Annotated in this window: 11 protein-coding genes; 4 read left to right on the plus strand and 7 right to left on the minus strand. The window is 58.4% G+C overall.

The genetic code is table 11. From position 1 onward, the window contains the following. Nucleotides 1–70: 70 nt before the first annotated feature. Nucleotides 71–997 carry a LysR family transcriptional regulator gene (locus ACR0K5_RS13105; protein WP_480630094.1) on the plus strand — a complete coding sequence of 309 codons (927 nt, stop codon included), beginning with the start codon at nt 71–73 and terminating at the stop codon, nt 995–997. 74 nt (nt 998–1,071) lie between these two features. On the opposite strand, the gene ACR0K5_RS13110 is transcribed toward ACR0K5_RS13105, so the two are convergent. The 3 genes from ACR0K5_RS13110 to ACR0K5_RS13120 all read right to left on the minus strand — a co-directional run bounded on the left by ACR0K5_RS13110 (nt 1,072) and on the right by ACR0K5_RS13120 (nt 5,840). Continuing rightward, entirely contained in the window at nt 1,072–3,489 is a 2,418-nt protein-coding gene (locus ACR0K5_RS13110; protein WP_480630095.1) for a GcvT family protein, read from the minus strand. A 28-nt stretch (nt 3,490–3,517) separates the two neighbouring features. After that, nucleotides 3,518–4,768, minus strand: a complete 1,251-nt coding sequence (locus ACR0K5_RS13115) for an aminotransferase class V-fold PLP-dependent enzyme (protein WP_480630096.1) — start codon at nt 4,766–4,768, stop codon at nt 3,518–3,520. Nucleotides 4,769–4,943: 175 nt separating this feature from the next. Then, a complete protein-coding gene (locus tag ACR0K5_RS13120; RefSeq protein WP_480630097.1) occupies nt 4,944–5,840 on the minus strand; it encodes a LysR substrate-binding domain-containing protein in 897 nt (298 codons plus the stop codon). Between the two features lie 223 nt (nt 5,841–6,063). Between ACR0K5_RS13120 and ACR0K5_RS13125 the strand changes: the two genes are divergently transcribed. From ACR0K5_RS13125 to ACR0K5_RS13135, 3 genes are all read left to right on the plus strand, one after another. Continuing rightward, nucleotides 6,064–7,443 carry an MmgE/PrpD family protein gene (locus ACR0K5_RS13125; protein WP_480630098.1) on the plus strand — a complete coding sequence of 460 codons (1,380 nt, stop codon included), beginning with the start codon at nt 6,064–6,066 and terminating at the stop codon, nt 7,441–7,443. A gap of 111 nt (nt 7,444–7,554) precedes the next feature. Beyond that, nucleotides 7,555–8,520 carry a D-2-hydroxyacid dehydrogenase gene (locus ACR0K5_RS13130; RefSeq protein WP_480630099.1) on the plus strand — a complete coding sequence of 322 codons (966 nt, stop codon included), beginning with the start codon at nt 7,555–7,557 and terminating at the stop codon, nt 8,518–8,520. Between the two features lies 1 nt (nt 8,521). Continuing rightward, nucleotides 8,522–10,072 (plus strand): trimethylamine methyltransferase family protein, encoded by a 1,551-nt coding sequence (locus ACR0K5_RS13135; protein WP_480630100.1) that lies wholly within the window; start codon nt 8,522–8,524, stop codon nt 10,070–10,072. A 33-nt stretch (nt 10,073–10,105) separates the two neighbouring features. On the opposite strand, the gene ACR0K5_RS13140 is transcribed toward ACR0K5_RS13135, so the two are convergent. From ACR0K5_RS13140 to ACR0K5_RS13155, 4 genes are read right to left on the minus strand one after another with little or no spacing between them, the layout of a single operon-like run. After that, the gene (locus ACR0K5_RS13140) at nt 10,106–10,846 is read right to left on the minus strand and encodes a maleate cis-trans isomerase family protein (protein ID WP_480630101.1); all 741 of its coding nucleotides are present in this window, start codon (nt 10,844–10,846) and stop codon (nt 10,106–10,108) included. Next, nucleotides 10,843–11,910 carry a pyridoxal phosphate-dependent aminotransferase gene (locus ACR0K5_RS13145; RefSeq protein WP_480630102.1) on the minus strand — a complete coding sequence of 356 codons (1,068 nt, stop codon included), beginning with the start codon at nt 11,908–11,910 and terminating at the stop codon, nt 10,843–10,845. The genes ACR0K5_RS13140 and ACR0K5_RS13145 overlap by 4 nt, the downstream gene beginning before the upstream one ends. Next, nucleotides 11,907–13,559, minus strand: a complete 1,653-nt coding sequence (locus ACR0K5_RS13150) for a hydantoinase B/oxoprolinase family protein (protein ID WP_480630103.1) — start codon at nt 13,557–13,559, stop codon at nt 11,907–11,909. The genes ACR0K5_RS13145 and ACR0K5_RS13150 overlap by 4 nt, the downstream gene beginning before the upstream one ends. Further along, the gene (locus tag ACR0K5_RS13155) at nt 13,556–15,652 is read right to left on the minus strand and encodes a hydantoinase/oxoprolinase family protein (protein ID WP_480630104.1); all 2,097 of its coding nucleotides are present in this window, start codon (nt 15,650–15,652) and stop codon (nt 13,556–13,558) included. Before ACR0K5_RS13155 ends, ACR0K5_RS13150 begins: the two co-directional genes overlap by 4 nt. Nucleotides 15,653–15,720 lie beyond the last annotated feature (68 nt).

Consider the following 15,720-nt stretch of genomic DNA (forward strand, 5'->3'; position numbering starts at 1 on the left):
ACATTTATATTGACTGAATTTCAATTTCGAAGTTTTTTTGATTTCGTGAATTTCTTTCAGGCAAAATCCAATGAAACCTCTGCTGGATCTGCGTCATCTGCAACTGATTCAGGCGATCAACGAAACCGGGCGGATCACCGATGCGGCCAAGAAACTTGGGGTAACGCCTTCGGCCTTGTCCCATCGCTTGCGCGAGGCGGAACGCAGACTGGATGTGCCTTTGTACACCAGGATGCACAAGAAGCTGCGCAAGACGCCGGCAGCGGACTACATGGCTGTCGTTGCCGAGCGCATACTGACCGATCTTCACCGCGCCGAAGAGGACGTGCGCCGCATGAATGCAAATGTGCAGCACGTCGTGCGCCTGTCCGTCGAAGCCTACAGCAATTACCGCTGGTTGCCGTCCTTCATCAAGTTCATGAAGTCGCGTACGGACGGTATCGATATTCAGATCATGGCCGGTGCGCGCAGTGATCCGTTGACCGGGTTGCTGAACCGGCATCTGGATATTGCGATCACCTCAGGCAATGTTTCGCAAGCCGGGTTGAGCAGCATAAAACTGTTCGAAGACCCGTTGCTTTACATCATGCCGCCGTCGCACAGGTTGGTGGGGCGCGAATACGTTGAAGGCACCGATGTCGTTGGTGAACCTTTCATCACCTATACAAAAGTTCCCGAGCCGGATCGCGAATTCGCCCTGCTGTTCCGCCCCACCGACAGCTATCCGAAATGGGCCGCCACTGTCGAATTACCCGAAGCAATCGTGGAACTTGTTGCCTCGGACCTTGGCACAAGTGTTCTGTCGAGTTGGGCCGTTCAATCCGCACTGCAAGAAGGCCGTATCGTCGGGGCCGGTGTGACGAAAGACGGAATTTCGGTTCCATGGCATGCTGTCCTCAGAACAGAAGATGCAGAGGACGGCGATCCGATCCATCAGATTGCACAGTTGCTATCGGAATGGTGCGAACTGCCCAACAGCGGGTTTCATATCACATAGCCACAGATCACGAGTAGAGATCTGCGGCTATGGCTTGGATCTGCCGTCAGGCGCGGTCTGGTCTGAATTTCCATTCAGCAACGCAGCCTGCTTCCCTGTGAGTCGAACGGTGCCTCTGTCAGCACCCGTGCTTTGTGCGGCTTGCCGATCACCTGGATCACCACCTCATCTCCGGGCTGCGCTACCTCGGGGTTGCGGAAGCCCAGTGCCAGAGATTTCCCGACTGAATAGCCGTAGGCCCCCGATGTGACCCGACCCACCGGCGCGCCGTCGGGGGTAAAGATCGGCTCACTACCGGTCGCGTCAGCATCTTCGGTCACGTCCAGTTCGAAGATTGAAAGCACCTCGCGCGGGGCATTGTCCTTGACGGCCAGATAGGCGTCTTTGTTCAGGAAATCCTTGTCCAGCTTGATCAGGCCCGTCAATCCAACCTCTTGCGGCCAGTATTCCTGAGAATACTCGCGACCCCAAGAGCCATAGCCCTTTTCAATGCGCAGCGACCCCAGCGCCCGCCCCCCGACGGGGCCGCCTCCGCACTCTTTGGCGGCCTCAAGCAGCGCGGTGTATAGCGCGACTTGGTCACCCTCGGCGCAGTGCAGTTCCCAACCCAGATCGCCGGTAAAGCTGACCCGGATGGCCACGCAATCAACACCTGCAACGGTGATCCTTTGAGACCGCATGAAGCGGAACGCCTCGTTTGACAGATCGGCATTGGTCAGTCTCGCCAGCGCCTCACGCGCTTTGGGGCCTGCGATGTTGAACCCGGCGATGCTGTCCGTTGCGACCTCAAGCGTGGTGCCCTCAGGCATCTCAACCATGTTGAAGAAGCGTTGATGATAGCGTTCGGCCATGCCCGAACCGATCATCATGTATTCATCCTCGGCCAATTTGGTGATGGTGAAGTCACCTGCCACACCACCACGAACCGAGATCAGCGGTGTCAGGCAGCTACGCCCTAGTTCGGTCGGCACGCGATTGGCCACCAGACGATCCAGCCAGTCATAAGCGCCCGGCCCCTTGATCACGTAGTTGGCAAAGTTCGAGATATCGATGACACCTACGCTGTCACGCAGCATCTGCACCTCGCGCCCGACCGGGTCAAACCAGTTCAGGCGGGTAAAGCCGATGGTCTCTTCGGTTCCGGGTTCATCGGCAAACCACAGCGGATGTTCCCAGCCACAGTTGAGGCCAAAGACGCAGCCCATCTGTTTTTGCATCTCATAGGCGGGGCGCACGCGGGCCGGCCGGCCTGCGCTGCGCTCTTCATTGGGGAAGTGGATTTTGAAGCGATGGGTATAGGCGTCTTCGACCCGTGCCTTGGTGAAGGCCTTATCGGCCCAATCGCCAAAGCGGGCCAGATCCCAGGCGAACATATCGTATTGCGGCTCGCCTTCGATCATCCATTGCGCCGCCAGCAGACCCAGCCCGCCGGATTGCGAGAAGCCGGGGATCAGGCCACCACAGAGAAAGTAGTTCTTCAGCTCGGGCACCGGCCCCCACAGCATGTTGGCATCGGGTGACCAGATCATCGGCCCGTTGATCACCCGCTTGACCCCGGCTGTTGCCGCAACCGGTACGCGTTCGGTGGCGCGGATCACGTTCTCCATGATCCGATCCAGATCGTCGGGGAACAGGTCGTGGGCAAAGTCCAGCGGCGTGCCTTCTTCGGCCCAGAACTTCATGTCTTTCTCATAGGCCCCGATCAGCAGACCGTTACCTTCCTGCCGGAAGTAATATTCGCCGTCACGGTCGGCAATCGAAGGCAGACGACGCCCCAGATTGGCCACTTCGTCAATCGTCTCGGTCACGAAATACTGGTGCTCGGTCGGTTGCAGCGGCAGAGTCAGACCCGCCAGCGCCGCCACCTCGCGGCCCCAGAGGCCGGCGGCGTTGACCACCCATTGGGTATGAATATCGCCCTTGGGTGTACGCACGATCCAACTGCCGTCGGACTGTTGGTCCGTCCCAATGACCGGGCAGAACCGTTCGATAGTAGCGCCCATAGCGCGCGCGCCGGCGGCGTAAGCATGAGGCACTCCGGACGGGTCCACATTGCCACCGTCGGGTTCGTACATGATGCAGCGGATATCATCGAATTGTGCCAGTGGGTGCAGTTCCTTGGCCTCTTCACGGCTAACCTCGTGGAAGTTCAGACCGTAAAACCGCGCCTTCGCCTCTTGCAGGCGCAACTGATGCTCGCGCTCTTCTGTTTGGGCGAGATAGAGCGAGCCGGGTTGGAACACGCCGCAGCTTTGACCGGTTTCTTTCTCCAGCTCTTTATACAGGTTCATCGTATAGTGCTGGATACGGGTGATGTTGTTGTTGTCATGCAGACCGTGGATGTTGGCTGCCGCGTGCCAGGTCGAGCCGCTGGTCAGCTCGTCGCGCTCCAGCAGGATCGAATCCGTCCAGCCGAGCTTGGCGAGGTGATACAGGATCGACGTACCGGCAAGACCGCCACCGATGACGACTGCTTGTGCGTGGGTTTTCATGAATGAGTGTCCTTCGATATGGCGCGGCTCAGGCGGCGATTTCTTTCATGACGGCAAGGAATTTGGCGACTTCACCAATTGAGTTGTAGTGGCACATCGAGACACGCACACAGGCGTCATAACCCAGCGGTATAAGGATATTGCCCGAATAGTGATCAGCTTTGCGAAGATGCGTGCGGATACCTTGTTCGTTCAAACGCTTGACGACATCGGACGAGGCGACGCCTTCGACGCGCAACGATACCAGACCCTCACGTGCCGGGTTGTCGATGCCGCCCAGAAGGGTGACATTTTCCATTTCGGCCAGACCGCTCAGGTTGCCGGTGCCGTGGATCATGGCATCGGTCAGTGCCTTTTCCTGCGAATGGATAGCGTCACCCGCCGCAAGGAATTTACCGCGCCGGTCACTGGCATCGCTGACCTGACTGCCCAACCATTCGAAATAGGACACGACATCGGACATGGTGGCATAAGCCCCAGTGTCGCGCGTGCCCATTTCCCAGTTGTTCGCAGGTCCATCCAGAAGGGCGTTATGTTCCAACGCGGTCAACCGGTCGGATATCCAAGCCACGCCGTAACCATGGCGCGAAAACACCTTGTAGGGTGAGATCACATAGCCGTCGACGTCGTAGGCGGTCAGGTCGATCCGGCCATGAGCTGCGTGCTGTATCCCATCGACAATTATGAAACAATCCGGAGCAACGACGCGGATGGCTTGTGAAACGGCCGCCACATCGACGCCCATGCCGGTCACGGGTGACGTATGCAGGATCGTTGCCACTTTGGTGTCCGGCGTTACGGCTGCGGCATAGGCCGCGGCGGTGACAGTGCCAGTGGCGTCATCATGCGGGATCAACACATGGGTTTGTCCGGCGATGCGGGCCCAACGATCACATGCCGAGCGCGTAGCCGGATGTTCCAATGTCGATCCCAACACGACGCCCGGACCAGTTCCCAGGCAAGCGTTCATGATCAGCCGAAACAACAGTTCGGTACCGCTTTCACCCACAAAGAACTGCCCACCAGGTGCGTTCATGAAATCCCGCATATCCGCCTTTGCCTTGTTGATTGTGGCAACCAGCGCATGGGATCCCGGATTATCGCGCCCCTGGTTATCCGGGATTGCCGCATATCGTTTCGAGCTGTCCAACACCGAATTCAGTGTCAGTGCCCCTCCGGCATTCTCGAAAAAGATTCGCTCACCCTGTTCGGGGCAATGATCGATCTGGGCAAAGCGTCTGCGGATTTGCTCCAGCAGACTCTCGGAAATTTGGCTCATGGCAGGTGGCGCTTTTTTTGTTGTGTATGCAAAAGTGAGTTTTGCCGAACCTAGGATGGTTCCTGTTACAAGACATGCAAAAAAATCCGTGGCAAAGCGGTCGAAAATTCTGCGCAAAGCGCGAGAGCCCTGAAAAGGCATAGGCCATAAACCCTAAATCGCCAGATCCAGCCTGTCACCCATGCCAGGCATCCGTATCGGCGGCGGCTTTTAATAGCCAGTTCTGAAACTGCCTTACCGCGGGTGTTACCGAGTTGTCCTTGAGCTTGGCATAGTAACCCCAGGGGCTGTCCAGATTCAGATCGAATGGCTCCATCAACAGGCCTTGATCCACGTAGGGTCGCGCCAGCGACTTCGGCAGCGCCAAACACCCCAGAGATTTCGTCGCCAGCTCAAGCGCGAGGTTCGAAGCGTTGGTGCGTGGCCCTTCTTTTTGGTTCAGGTCTTCCAGCCCGAAATGGGCGGTCACCTTCTCCCAATAGGCGGGTCGACCCAGAATGTGGATCAGCGGCGCGTCGTGCAATTGACGCGGATCGGTCAGGAGATGATTGCCGACCATGAAATCAGGGGCGCAGACCACAGTCAGCTTATCGACCCACAACTGCGTCAAGCCCTCGGCCACGTCATCAACATGATTGATTGTGATGGAAACGTCCGAGACATTCGGCTCGACATCCTCCCAGATCGTGCCGTGAACCGTCAGGGAAATGCCGGGGTGAGCCTCGGAAAAACCTTGAATAACATCAGGCAACCAATTCTCGGCCAGGCTGAACGGGCATGACACGGCCACTGTTTTGGTATGTGGTCGCAGAACAACCGATTGAGTCGCCACGTCGATCTCCTGCAGAGCGTGGCGCACAGACGGCAGATAGGCTTTGCCCACATCCGTCAGCGACAAAGATCGCGGATGTCGCACAAAAAGCGGACGCTTGATGAACTCTTCCAGCGAGCGTACGTGATTGCTGACCGCCGATTGGGTACAGTTCAGCTCTTCCGCCGCGCTTGTAAAGCTCAGGTGGCGGGCCGCAGCCTCAAAGGAGCGAAGAAATGAAAGGTGCGGCAGGTTCATCATTGGTATAATTCCGAGGCGGCTCATACTTCGAGTATGGTGCCCAACACCCGACCTCTTGTTCTATTGCGACATGAATAGTGTCACGTTTGCGACACCCAGGACCAGACAGCCACAAAAAATCCGGTGCCATTGCCCAAGGATTGTTTTCGTGCCGCCTGTGGGAAAAGCACCTACCCTTCCTGCTTATACCGATATCCGGACTCTCAACACATTCAGGCGGGCCATGTCAGGAACATTTCAAAAAGTTGCGGATTTCACCCTTGGCAGCACGGCTGCGGACTTTCCCGAAACAACGCTGAAGGCCGCAGCGCGGATGCTGCTGGATACGCTGGGCATCACGATCGGCTCAGGCCCTATAGCCGCTGGAGAGATAGCGCGGGAAAGTGCGCTGGCCCTTTATGGTGCGGGTGACGAGGCTTTTTCTGCGCGTATGCTGTTTGACGGCCGCCGCGTGAGTGCCGCGGGTGCAGCCTATGCAGCGGCAACCCAGACCGACAATCTGGACGGGCATGACGGGTATAACCCGACCAAAGGCCATATCGGCGTGGCGGTTGTTCCTGCGCTCGCCGCGTTGGCCGAAACGGTCGACGATTTCTCGGGACCTGAAGCACTGGCCGCCGTGACCATCGGTTATGAGGTTGCCGGGCGGGCGGGTATTTCGCTGCATAATACGGTCAGCGATTATCACACCTCAGGGGCATGGAATGCGTTGGGCGTTGTTGCCATGGCTGCCCGGTTGCGCGGCTTGACGGTTGACCAGATGCGACAGGCCATGGGCATTGCCGAATATCACGGCCCCCGCAGCCAGATGATGCGCGAGATTGCCAATCCGACCATGCTGCATGACGGTTCGGGCTGGGGCGCGCTGGTGGGCATGTCCTCGGCCCTGCTGGCCGAAAAAGGCTTTACCGGAGCCCCTGCTATCACCATCGAGGCTGATGAGGTCGCGCCCTACTGGCAGGATCTGGGGCAATTCTGGCAGATGGAGCATCAATATGTGAAACCCTACCCGATCTGCCGCTGGGCCCATGCCGCGATCGACGCCACTCGGGCTCTGATGCGCGATCATGATTTGACGCTTCAGGAGATCGAGGCGATACACGTCAACACCTTCCGTGAAAGCGCCTGCCTGTTTCAGGGCATGCCTGACGACACGTCCAAGGCACAATATTCGCTGCCTTTTGCCGTCGCTACAATGGTTGCATACGGGCGCATTGGCGTTGAGCACATTACCGGGTCCGGGCTTTCGGACCCTCTGGTGGCCTCGATTTTGGATCGCATTTCAGTGTCCGAGTCCGAGCGGCACTCAATCCGGTTCCCCGAAAGCCGTTTTGCGGATGTTATCATGACGCTGAAAGACGGGCGGGTTCTGGAATCCGGCGATGTTCATGCACGGGGCGGACCCGAGGCTCCGATGGGTGACGCTGAAGTAGAAGAGAAATTCATGGAGTTTGCCGCGCCGTCTCTAGGTACCGCCCGGGCCGAGGCCATTCGCGACGTGGTATTAGGACTACCCGAACCGGGGTCCAAGTTTTCGGGCCTTGGAGCCCTGATTTATGACGCACCCGGCAAGGCATGGGCAGTACTTCAGGAATGCCATTGATACCGCTGAAAATCAGGAAGGCTTCCGCGTATTCTGCGATATTTCCTCAACCGCATTTTACGCCCATGCGACCATGATCGCGGCCCAGAACTTCAACAAAGAGGTCACTTCGTGAAATCCCCTGTCACTATTCTGCATACCGACAATCCCGACGCCTCGAAACAGGTTCTCGCGCAGCGACATCCCGACCTCGAGATACACACTTGCGACAGCTATGATGCACTGCCGGAGATGATCGAAGACACGCAGGCCGAGGTTATCTATTCGGTTCGCTTCGCTGGCACGCCCGGTTTTCCCAGGCAGGCTCTGATCGATGCACCCAGCGTCAAATGGGTCTCAGTCGGCGGTTCGGGCACGGATCACATGAACCCATGGGATTCGGACACGTTCACAGTGACCAATGCCGCCGGGGTCGCCGCCGATATGATGGCGCAATACGCACTTGGTGCGATGTTTCACTTCACGCTGGATCTGCCCGGATTCAGAGCCGCGCAGACACGACGAGAGTGGATTTCAGGCAAGGTTGAACCGATTGATGGCAAGACAGTGCTGATCCTGGGCCTTGGACAGACCGGCATGGCCGTTGCCGCTCGGTCGAAAACCATGGGCCTGACGACCATCGGCGTCCGGGCCCGTCCCACGGACACACCGAATGTGGATGAGGTCCACGGCATGGAGGCATTACCAGGTCTCTGGCCACGTGCGGATTTCATTGTTGTCTGCGTGCCGCTTCTGGACAGTACCAAAGGGTTGGTGAATGCACGGGCCTTTGCGGCGATGAAACCGGGCGCGGTGATCGTCGATGTTTCGCGGGGCGGCGTGATCGACGAAGCTCCGCTTGTGCACGCATTGGAAACCGGTGCCTTACGCGGCGCGGCGCTTGATGTCTTTTCCATAGAACCGCTGCCCGCAAACCATGTTTTGTGGGGCTTTGACAACGTGATCGTCACGCCGCACTGCTCGTCCGTTTACGAGGGATGGGATCTGAAATCGGTTGAGATGTTCTCGGACAACCTTTGGCGCTATCGCAAGGGCGAAGCGCTGACAAACATCGTCAATCCCCAACGAGGATACTGAAATGCCACGAGACAGACGCGGTACATCCCGGAGCGGCGGCCGGCGCGGGAAAAGCGCACGGGCAAGCGCGGAAATCCAGCAGTTGCCGTGGCAAAACGTTATCAACTCAGCGCCAAAGATGGAATTGCTGAGCGAGGAGCAACTGGATCAACTGCACGCCACCTCGATGCGTATCCTGTCCGAGGCTGGCATTCGCGTCATGGGCGACAATGTGATGGACCTGTTCGAACAGGCCGGAGCGCTGGTGGATCGCGACACCAAGACCATCCGCATCGACGAAAGCATCGTCAACCAGGCACTGAAAACTGTCCCAAAGACATTTACACTGACCGGGCGCAATACGGAAAAGCAGATCACGCTGGGCGGCGACAATGTCAATTTCGGCCTCGTCGCTGGTCCGCCGAATGTACACGACTGTATCAACGGGCGACGTCCGGGCAATTATGAAGATTATTGCAACTTCATCAAACTGGCCCATCATTTCAACGCGATCCACCTGATCGGCAATCAGGTGACGGCGCCGCAGGAAATGCCCGCAAACAACCGACATCTGGACACCTACAACGCCAACCTTACGTATAGCGACCTCAGCTTCCACGCAACCGCGATTGGGCGGGGCCGGGCCATGGACGGCATCAACATGATGGCCATCGCGCGTGGCATGACGCTGGAAGAGATGCGCGCGGATCCGGGCGTGATCACCATCATTTCCGTAAACTCGCCGCGCCTGTTCGATGACGCGATGGGGGATGGGCTGATCGCCATGGCCGAGCACGGGCAGCCGGTTACGATCACGCCTTTCACTTTGATGGGGGCGATGACGCCGGTCACGCTGCCTGCCGCTCTAGCGCAACAGAATGCCGAGGCGCTGTTCGGCGTGACCCTGACCCAGTTGGTCAATCCCGGCACGCCGGTGATGTATGGGGCGTTCACCTCGAATGTGGATATGCGATCAGGCGCACCGGCCTTTGGCACCCCGGAAAACACCAAGGCCAACATGATCAGCGGACAATTGACACGCCGCTATGGCATTCCCTATCGCACTTCTAACGCCAATGCCTCGAACGTGGTCGATTTGCAGGCTGCCTATGAGACGATGATGGCAACGTGGGGCGCCGTTTTGGGCGGGGCTAATCTGGTCTATCACGCTGCCGGGTGGCTTGAAGGGGGGCTGACCGCTTCTTATGAGAAGCTGGTCATGGATGTCGAGATCCTCCAGAATATGACGGAATTCCTGAAACCGATGAAGTTTGACGACAGCGAGCTGGGGTTTGAAGCCATCAAGGACGTCCCGACCGGTGGGCATTTCTTTGGTACTGAACACACGATGGAGCGTTATGAAACTGCCTTCTACGCGCCGATGCTATCCGACTGGCAGAACCACGGCGCTTGGGAAGCTGCCGGGTCCAAGACCGCGCTGAACCGGGCAACCGAGATCTGGCAGCAGGCCCTGCGGGAGTACGAGGCCCCAGCTATGGACCCGGCGATCCGTGAAGAGCTGGACGCTTATATCACCAAACGCAAGGAAGAGATCGGTTCAGACGAACCTTAAAGAAAATAGCCGGGCTCATAGCCCTGCCTTCACTTACAGCAGATCAAACAAGCGCCCCGGAACATTCTTGTGCTTTGGAAGGCCGAGTGCTCGCATCAAGGCAAACATCAGGGCCTGATTGGATGTCACAACCGGTTTATCGAGAGCGGATTCGATCCTGCCTACGGCTTCAACCGCGCGCATGTCAGTGCAACTCAGCACGATGGCCTCAGCCTCGGGGTGGTCGGCCTGACCGGCAAGGTCAAACACTTCGTCCGGGGTCAGCTCCCCTTGCCCGTAGTTCCCAAGTTCACGCCCAATATCGGCGCATTTGACGGTCGTGATCTGGTTTTCAGCCAGAAACTCCATCGCTTGCGTGTTGATTTCACCCAGATAGGGTGAAGAGAACCCGACTTTGGCCACACCCAACGTTTTGATCGCACTCACCAGTGCCCCGGCAGCGGTAAAGGACAGCGCACCAGACCCAGCCTTGATATCCTGCGCCAGTTGGTCGTCAAAAGAGGGGCCGTGGGTCAGCGTGGCCGATGTGCACCCATAGAGAACCACATCGGGCCGCACGCCCGAGATCATCTTCAGGTCGTGGCCGATGTCCGAAGCGCCAAGACCGGCCATCTGATCCGATCCGGGGATCTCGTCCACATCATAGCCGCCCATGCGCTGGAAATGTACCGTCGTATCCGGGCAGCGCATCAGCATCATGTCGGCTTCAAGGTTGGTGTTGGTGAAAGGCACCAACACTCCAATTTTAGCCCGTGTACGGGTCTCGTGAGTCATGACGTCACCTTTTTCAGAACGGCCAAGCAGCGCTCCATTACTGCTTCGTCGCAAATCGTCGCGCGCAGGCAATCATCCAAACCGTATCCGCCCATTCCACGCATCAGCAAACCTTCGGCCCGAAGCGCAGCATCTGCTTTTTGGGCTGCTTCGGCATCGGCAAAACGGATCAGGACAAAATTGGTGTGGCTGGGCGGCACCAGCAGCCCCAAAGCCCTGCACCCATCGGCAAAACGGTCCCGGATGGTGGCGGTGTTGACAACTGTGTCGCGCATATGCGGCTGATCCAGCACAGCGGCTGTTGCCATCGCTTGAGACGCAATGGATATGTTATTGGGGTTTAGCAGCTTGCGCAGTTCAACAGCGATATCGGGCGGGAACAGACCCCAACCCACGCGCGCGCCAGCAAGCCCATAGGCCTTGGAAAAGGTACGCATGACCACAGTATCTCCGCGTGTGACGAGCGCGAAGATTTCAGCGGGGTCCTGATCCTGATCAGCGAATTCGGAATAGGCCTGATCGACCACCAACAACACATCACTCGGGAGGTTGCCACGCAGGCGAATTACCTCGGCATTCGGGATCAGAGTCCCTGTCGGATTACCCGGGTTGCAAACAAAAACGATCCGCGTTTCGGGCGTGACAGCGGCAAGAATGTCATCGACCGACACGGTCAGATCGATCTCGCGCGCTTTAACGTAGTCCGCCTGCACCTGCGCCGTTGCCGAGGCTACATAGGCATAGCCGTAATCGGTGCCCAATACCCGATCGCCCGGCCCGGCAAAGGCGCGGATCAGACAACCGATCAATTCCATCGAACCGGCGCTACACAGGATGTTGTCGGCTGATACTCCATGTGTATCTGCAATCGCCGCGCGCAGCTCGGGCCAGTCGGGGTCGGGGTAAAGCGGCATCTGAACCAACGATGCCCGACCCGCCTCAATCGCCGAGGGACTCGCCGGAAAAGCGCTTTCATTCTGGGCCAGAGAAACCGTACCCGGCCTGCCCAGATCGGCCAGAGCATAGGCGGCCATGGCGCGGACGTGTTCTACGGCTCGGATCATGATGCACCTCCGTATGCCTTGGCGCCTTTTGCGGTAACCAAACCGCGCTTCAGGTCCAGATTCAGCGCGTCTGGATCACGCTCAGACGGGTCACCAAAGCCACCGCCCCCGGGGGTGTCGAAGATCAGGTAGTCATCGCCTTCAACCCGCAATTCGCCCTTGCCCGGAATATCGCTGTCGCCATCGCGGAACCGTATTCGTCCCGGCGCGCCAGGCTGCCCGCCCATACGTCCCAGAGCCGGGAATTTGAGGCGCTCGACTGACAGGAATACGATGAACGGCGCGTTGTTGGAGGAGGTCATCTCAATCCGCTGACCCAGCCCGCCGCGATATTTGCCTGCTCCGCCGGAATCCGGCAACAACTCGCGCCGCCACATGACGACCGGGGCAACACTTTCGGTGATCTCGACCTGCGATCCGAAGACACCCGAGGGGTAGGCGGTGGCCGAAAGCCCATCCGCATGGGGTCGTGCGCCGGTTCCTCCGTTGTGGACAGGTTCGATGGCAAACTCCCGCCCGCCATTGGCCGCGACTTCGGGGGCATGACGCATTGGCAGATCGAACATACAGGATGCACCCTCGGCAGGCACCTGATCCGGCAGAGCCTGGTGCAGGCAGCCCAAAACCAGATCGGGTGTCACTTGCCCGAGTGTGTGTCGCATCGCAACCGGCACAGGGCGTTGAGCATTCAGGATGCAACCTTTGGGGCCGTCCACGGTAAAAGGCTCCAGTGACCCTGCGTTGTTTGGAATATCCGGCCCAACGATGCAGCGTAGGGCAAAGACCGTGTAGGCAGTGGCATAGTTCAAAGGCACGTTGATGCCCTTTTTTGAACAACCCGACGTGCCAGTGAAATCCACGTGCATCCCGTCTTTGGTGACGGTCATCGTCGCGTGCAGCTCCAACTCGCTCTCATATCCGTCCATACGCAGCACGTTTTTGTAGACGCCTTCAGGCACTTCGGCGATCGCCTCCAGCGCGCCTTTGCGCGAGGTGTCGATGATATAGCTGCCCAGCGTGTCCAGATCGTCGATCCCGAACTCGTCCATCATTGCGACAAGACGGTTCACACCTGCCTCGCAACAGGCAATCAGGGCGTAAATGTCGCCTTCATTCGCCACAGGCTCGCGCGAGTTCGCGCGGATGATGTCCATCAGCAGAGCGTTGGGCGTCCCGGCCTCGACCAGTTTGCAGGGCGGGATCAGCAGCCCTTCGTCATAGATATCCGAGCCCTCCGGCCCCATACCCAAACCACCCAGATCCACCAGATGCGAGGTGCAGGAGGTAAAGCCCACTACCTTGCCATCTTTGAATGCGGGCATCATCAGCAGGAAGTCATTCAGATGCCCCGAGGCAAGCCACGGGTCATTTGTCATGTAGATGTCGCCGGGTTTCATGTCCTGCAGCGCAAAACGGCCGCGCAAGTGCAGGACGGCTTCAGCCATCGTGTTGATATGGCCCGGCGTTCCGGTCACGGCCTGCGCCAGCATCCGTCCATTCACATCGAAAATCCCGGCGGAAATGTCGCCGCACTCACGCACGATAGGTGAAAAGGCGGCACGGATCAGGGTCTGGCCCTGTTCTTCAACCACGGCCAGCAGACGGTTCCACATCACTTGCAGGCGGGCGGGGGAAAGATCAGCAGTCATTTTGCGCCTCCTTTCTGATCCTGGATCAAGACGAGGTTGCCGATGGCATCCATATGGGCTGAGAAATCGACAGAAACGAGCGTGGTGGTTTGTGGTTCATGGATCAGCGCAGGCCCCGGCACATAGTCGCCGGGGGTCAAGTCAGCGCGGGCGACAAAGGCGGCCTCTTTCGTTGTACCATCCACATCGCAGGTGATCGGTCGCGTTTCAGAAACATTAAACGTATTTCGGTCTGGAGTCTGGGGCACCGCAGGCACGGCGCTGTCCGGCGTAGCGACCCGAACGGCCCAGTTGAGAATCTCAATCTCCATCCCCGGAACCGGGCGTGAGAATTGTTTGCGATACTCCTCTTCAAAAGCGGTTGTCAGTGGCGCGATATCTTCGCGTGTCAGGGCACGATCCGGCAGGGTAATTTCGATCTCATGCCCCTGACCGTTATAGCGCATGAAAGCGGTACGCAGGATTTCGGTTGGGGCATCCCCTGCCCCTTGGGCGACAACCTCTTTTGCCTCGGCTATCATCGCGTCAAACAGGGCATTCACCCCATCCATGTCCATGCTGTCGAGCAGGGAATAACGCGAGCGGACGATCTCGAACGAGACCGGAGCGAACAGAAACCCAACCGCTGAGCCGACGCCGGGGTTGGGTGGAATAACGATACGCGACACCCCTGCTGACCGCGCGACGCGGCTGGCGTGCAGAGGGCCATTGCCTCCGAAGGCAATCATGGTCCGAGGACCAAGGTCTTTGCCGCTTTCAACCGCGTGCATGCGCCCGGCGCTGGCCATGCTTTCATCCACGATGCAGCTGACGCCATCTGCCGCGCCTATCGCATCAAGTCCCAGTTTTTCACCTATCACGCGCGTCAGGGCGGCCTTGGACCCGTCAGGATCAAGCTTGATATGCCCCTCGGCAAAGGTGTCCGGTACGATATATCCTAAAGTGATGTCACTGTCTGTCACTGTGGGATCAGTACCGCCGCGCATGAAGGCGACCGGGCCGGGTTCCGATCCTGCCGATTTGGGACCCACGGTCAGACGCCCAAGACGGTCAACGCCCGCAATTGAGCCCCCGCCCGCGCCGATCTCAATCATCTCAATCACCGGAATACGCACCGGCATTCCGGATCCTTTGATGAACCGTGCGGCCCGGGCGATTTCGAACGAGCGGGACGTCTGCGGACGCGCCCTGTCGATCAGGCAAAGCTTGGCGGTGGTGCCACCCACATCGAAGGACAGGACCTGGTCCAACCCCGACTGCGCCGCAATACGGGCGGCCAAAATTGCACCGCCCGCGGGGCCGGATTCGACCAGTCGAATGGGAAAACGCGCGGCAGTTTCAACTGTGCACATGCCACCACCCGCCGTCATCATCAGGATCGGACAGGTCACACCCTCTGCCGCGAACTGATCTACGAACCGGGTCAGATAGCTTTCCATCAGAGGCTGGATGTAGGTGTTGGCAACGGTGGTGCACAGCCGGTCAAACTCACGTGCTTCGGGACTGACATCGGACGAAATTGATACTGTCAGATCCGGGCGGTGTTTTGCCAGAAGATCACGCAGGCGTCTTTCGTGGGCCGGATTGGCGTATGAGTGCATCAGACAGATTGCCACCGCTTCGGCCCCGCTGACGTCGATTTCAGTCAGCAACCTGTCGATCTGCGTCTCATCCAGTTCAAGCAGCACGTCGCCTTCTGCTGATATGCGTTCGCGGATCGTCAGAGAACGCTCGCGCGGGACCAGCATGTCCGGCTTTTCGAGGTTGATATCGTACTGGGAATACCGCCGCTCGTACCCGATATCGAGGATGTCGCGAAACCCTTCGGTGCAAATCGTCGTCACAACCGCACCGCGCCGTTCGATTAGCGCGTTGGTTGCCAGAGTCGTACCGTGAATAAAGCCGGTGACTTCCTCCATCGTCCGTCCGGATTGCGCCATGACGCGTTGCGCGCCTTCCATGGCACCTTCGGCGGGGTTTTGATGCGTCGTCAGTGTTTTGGTTGAAGCCAGTATCGTCTCATCACCCGAGACCAAAACTGTATCGGTAAATGTGCCACCGATATCGATGGCGAGGCGCAGAGCGGTTGTCATTTGGTTTTCCATTGTCGTCTGAAAGCAGGCAAGCAGCACGCCCCTCAGGGCAGTTACCGGCGCGGCGT

It is taken from the genome of Ruegeria sp. AB9 (assembly GCF_056542585.1).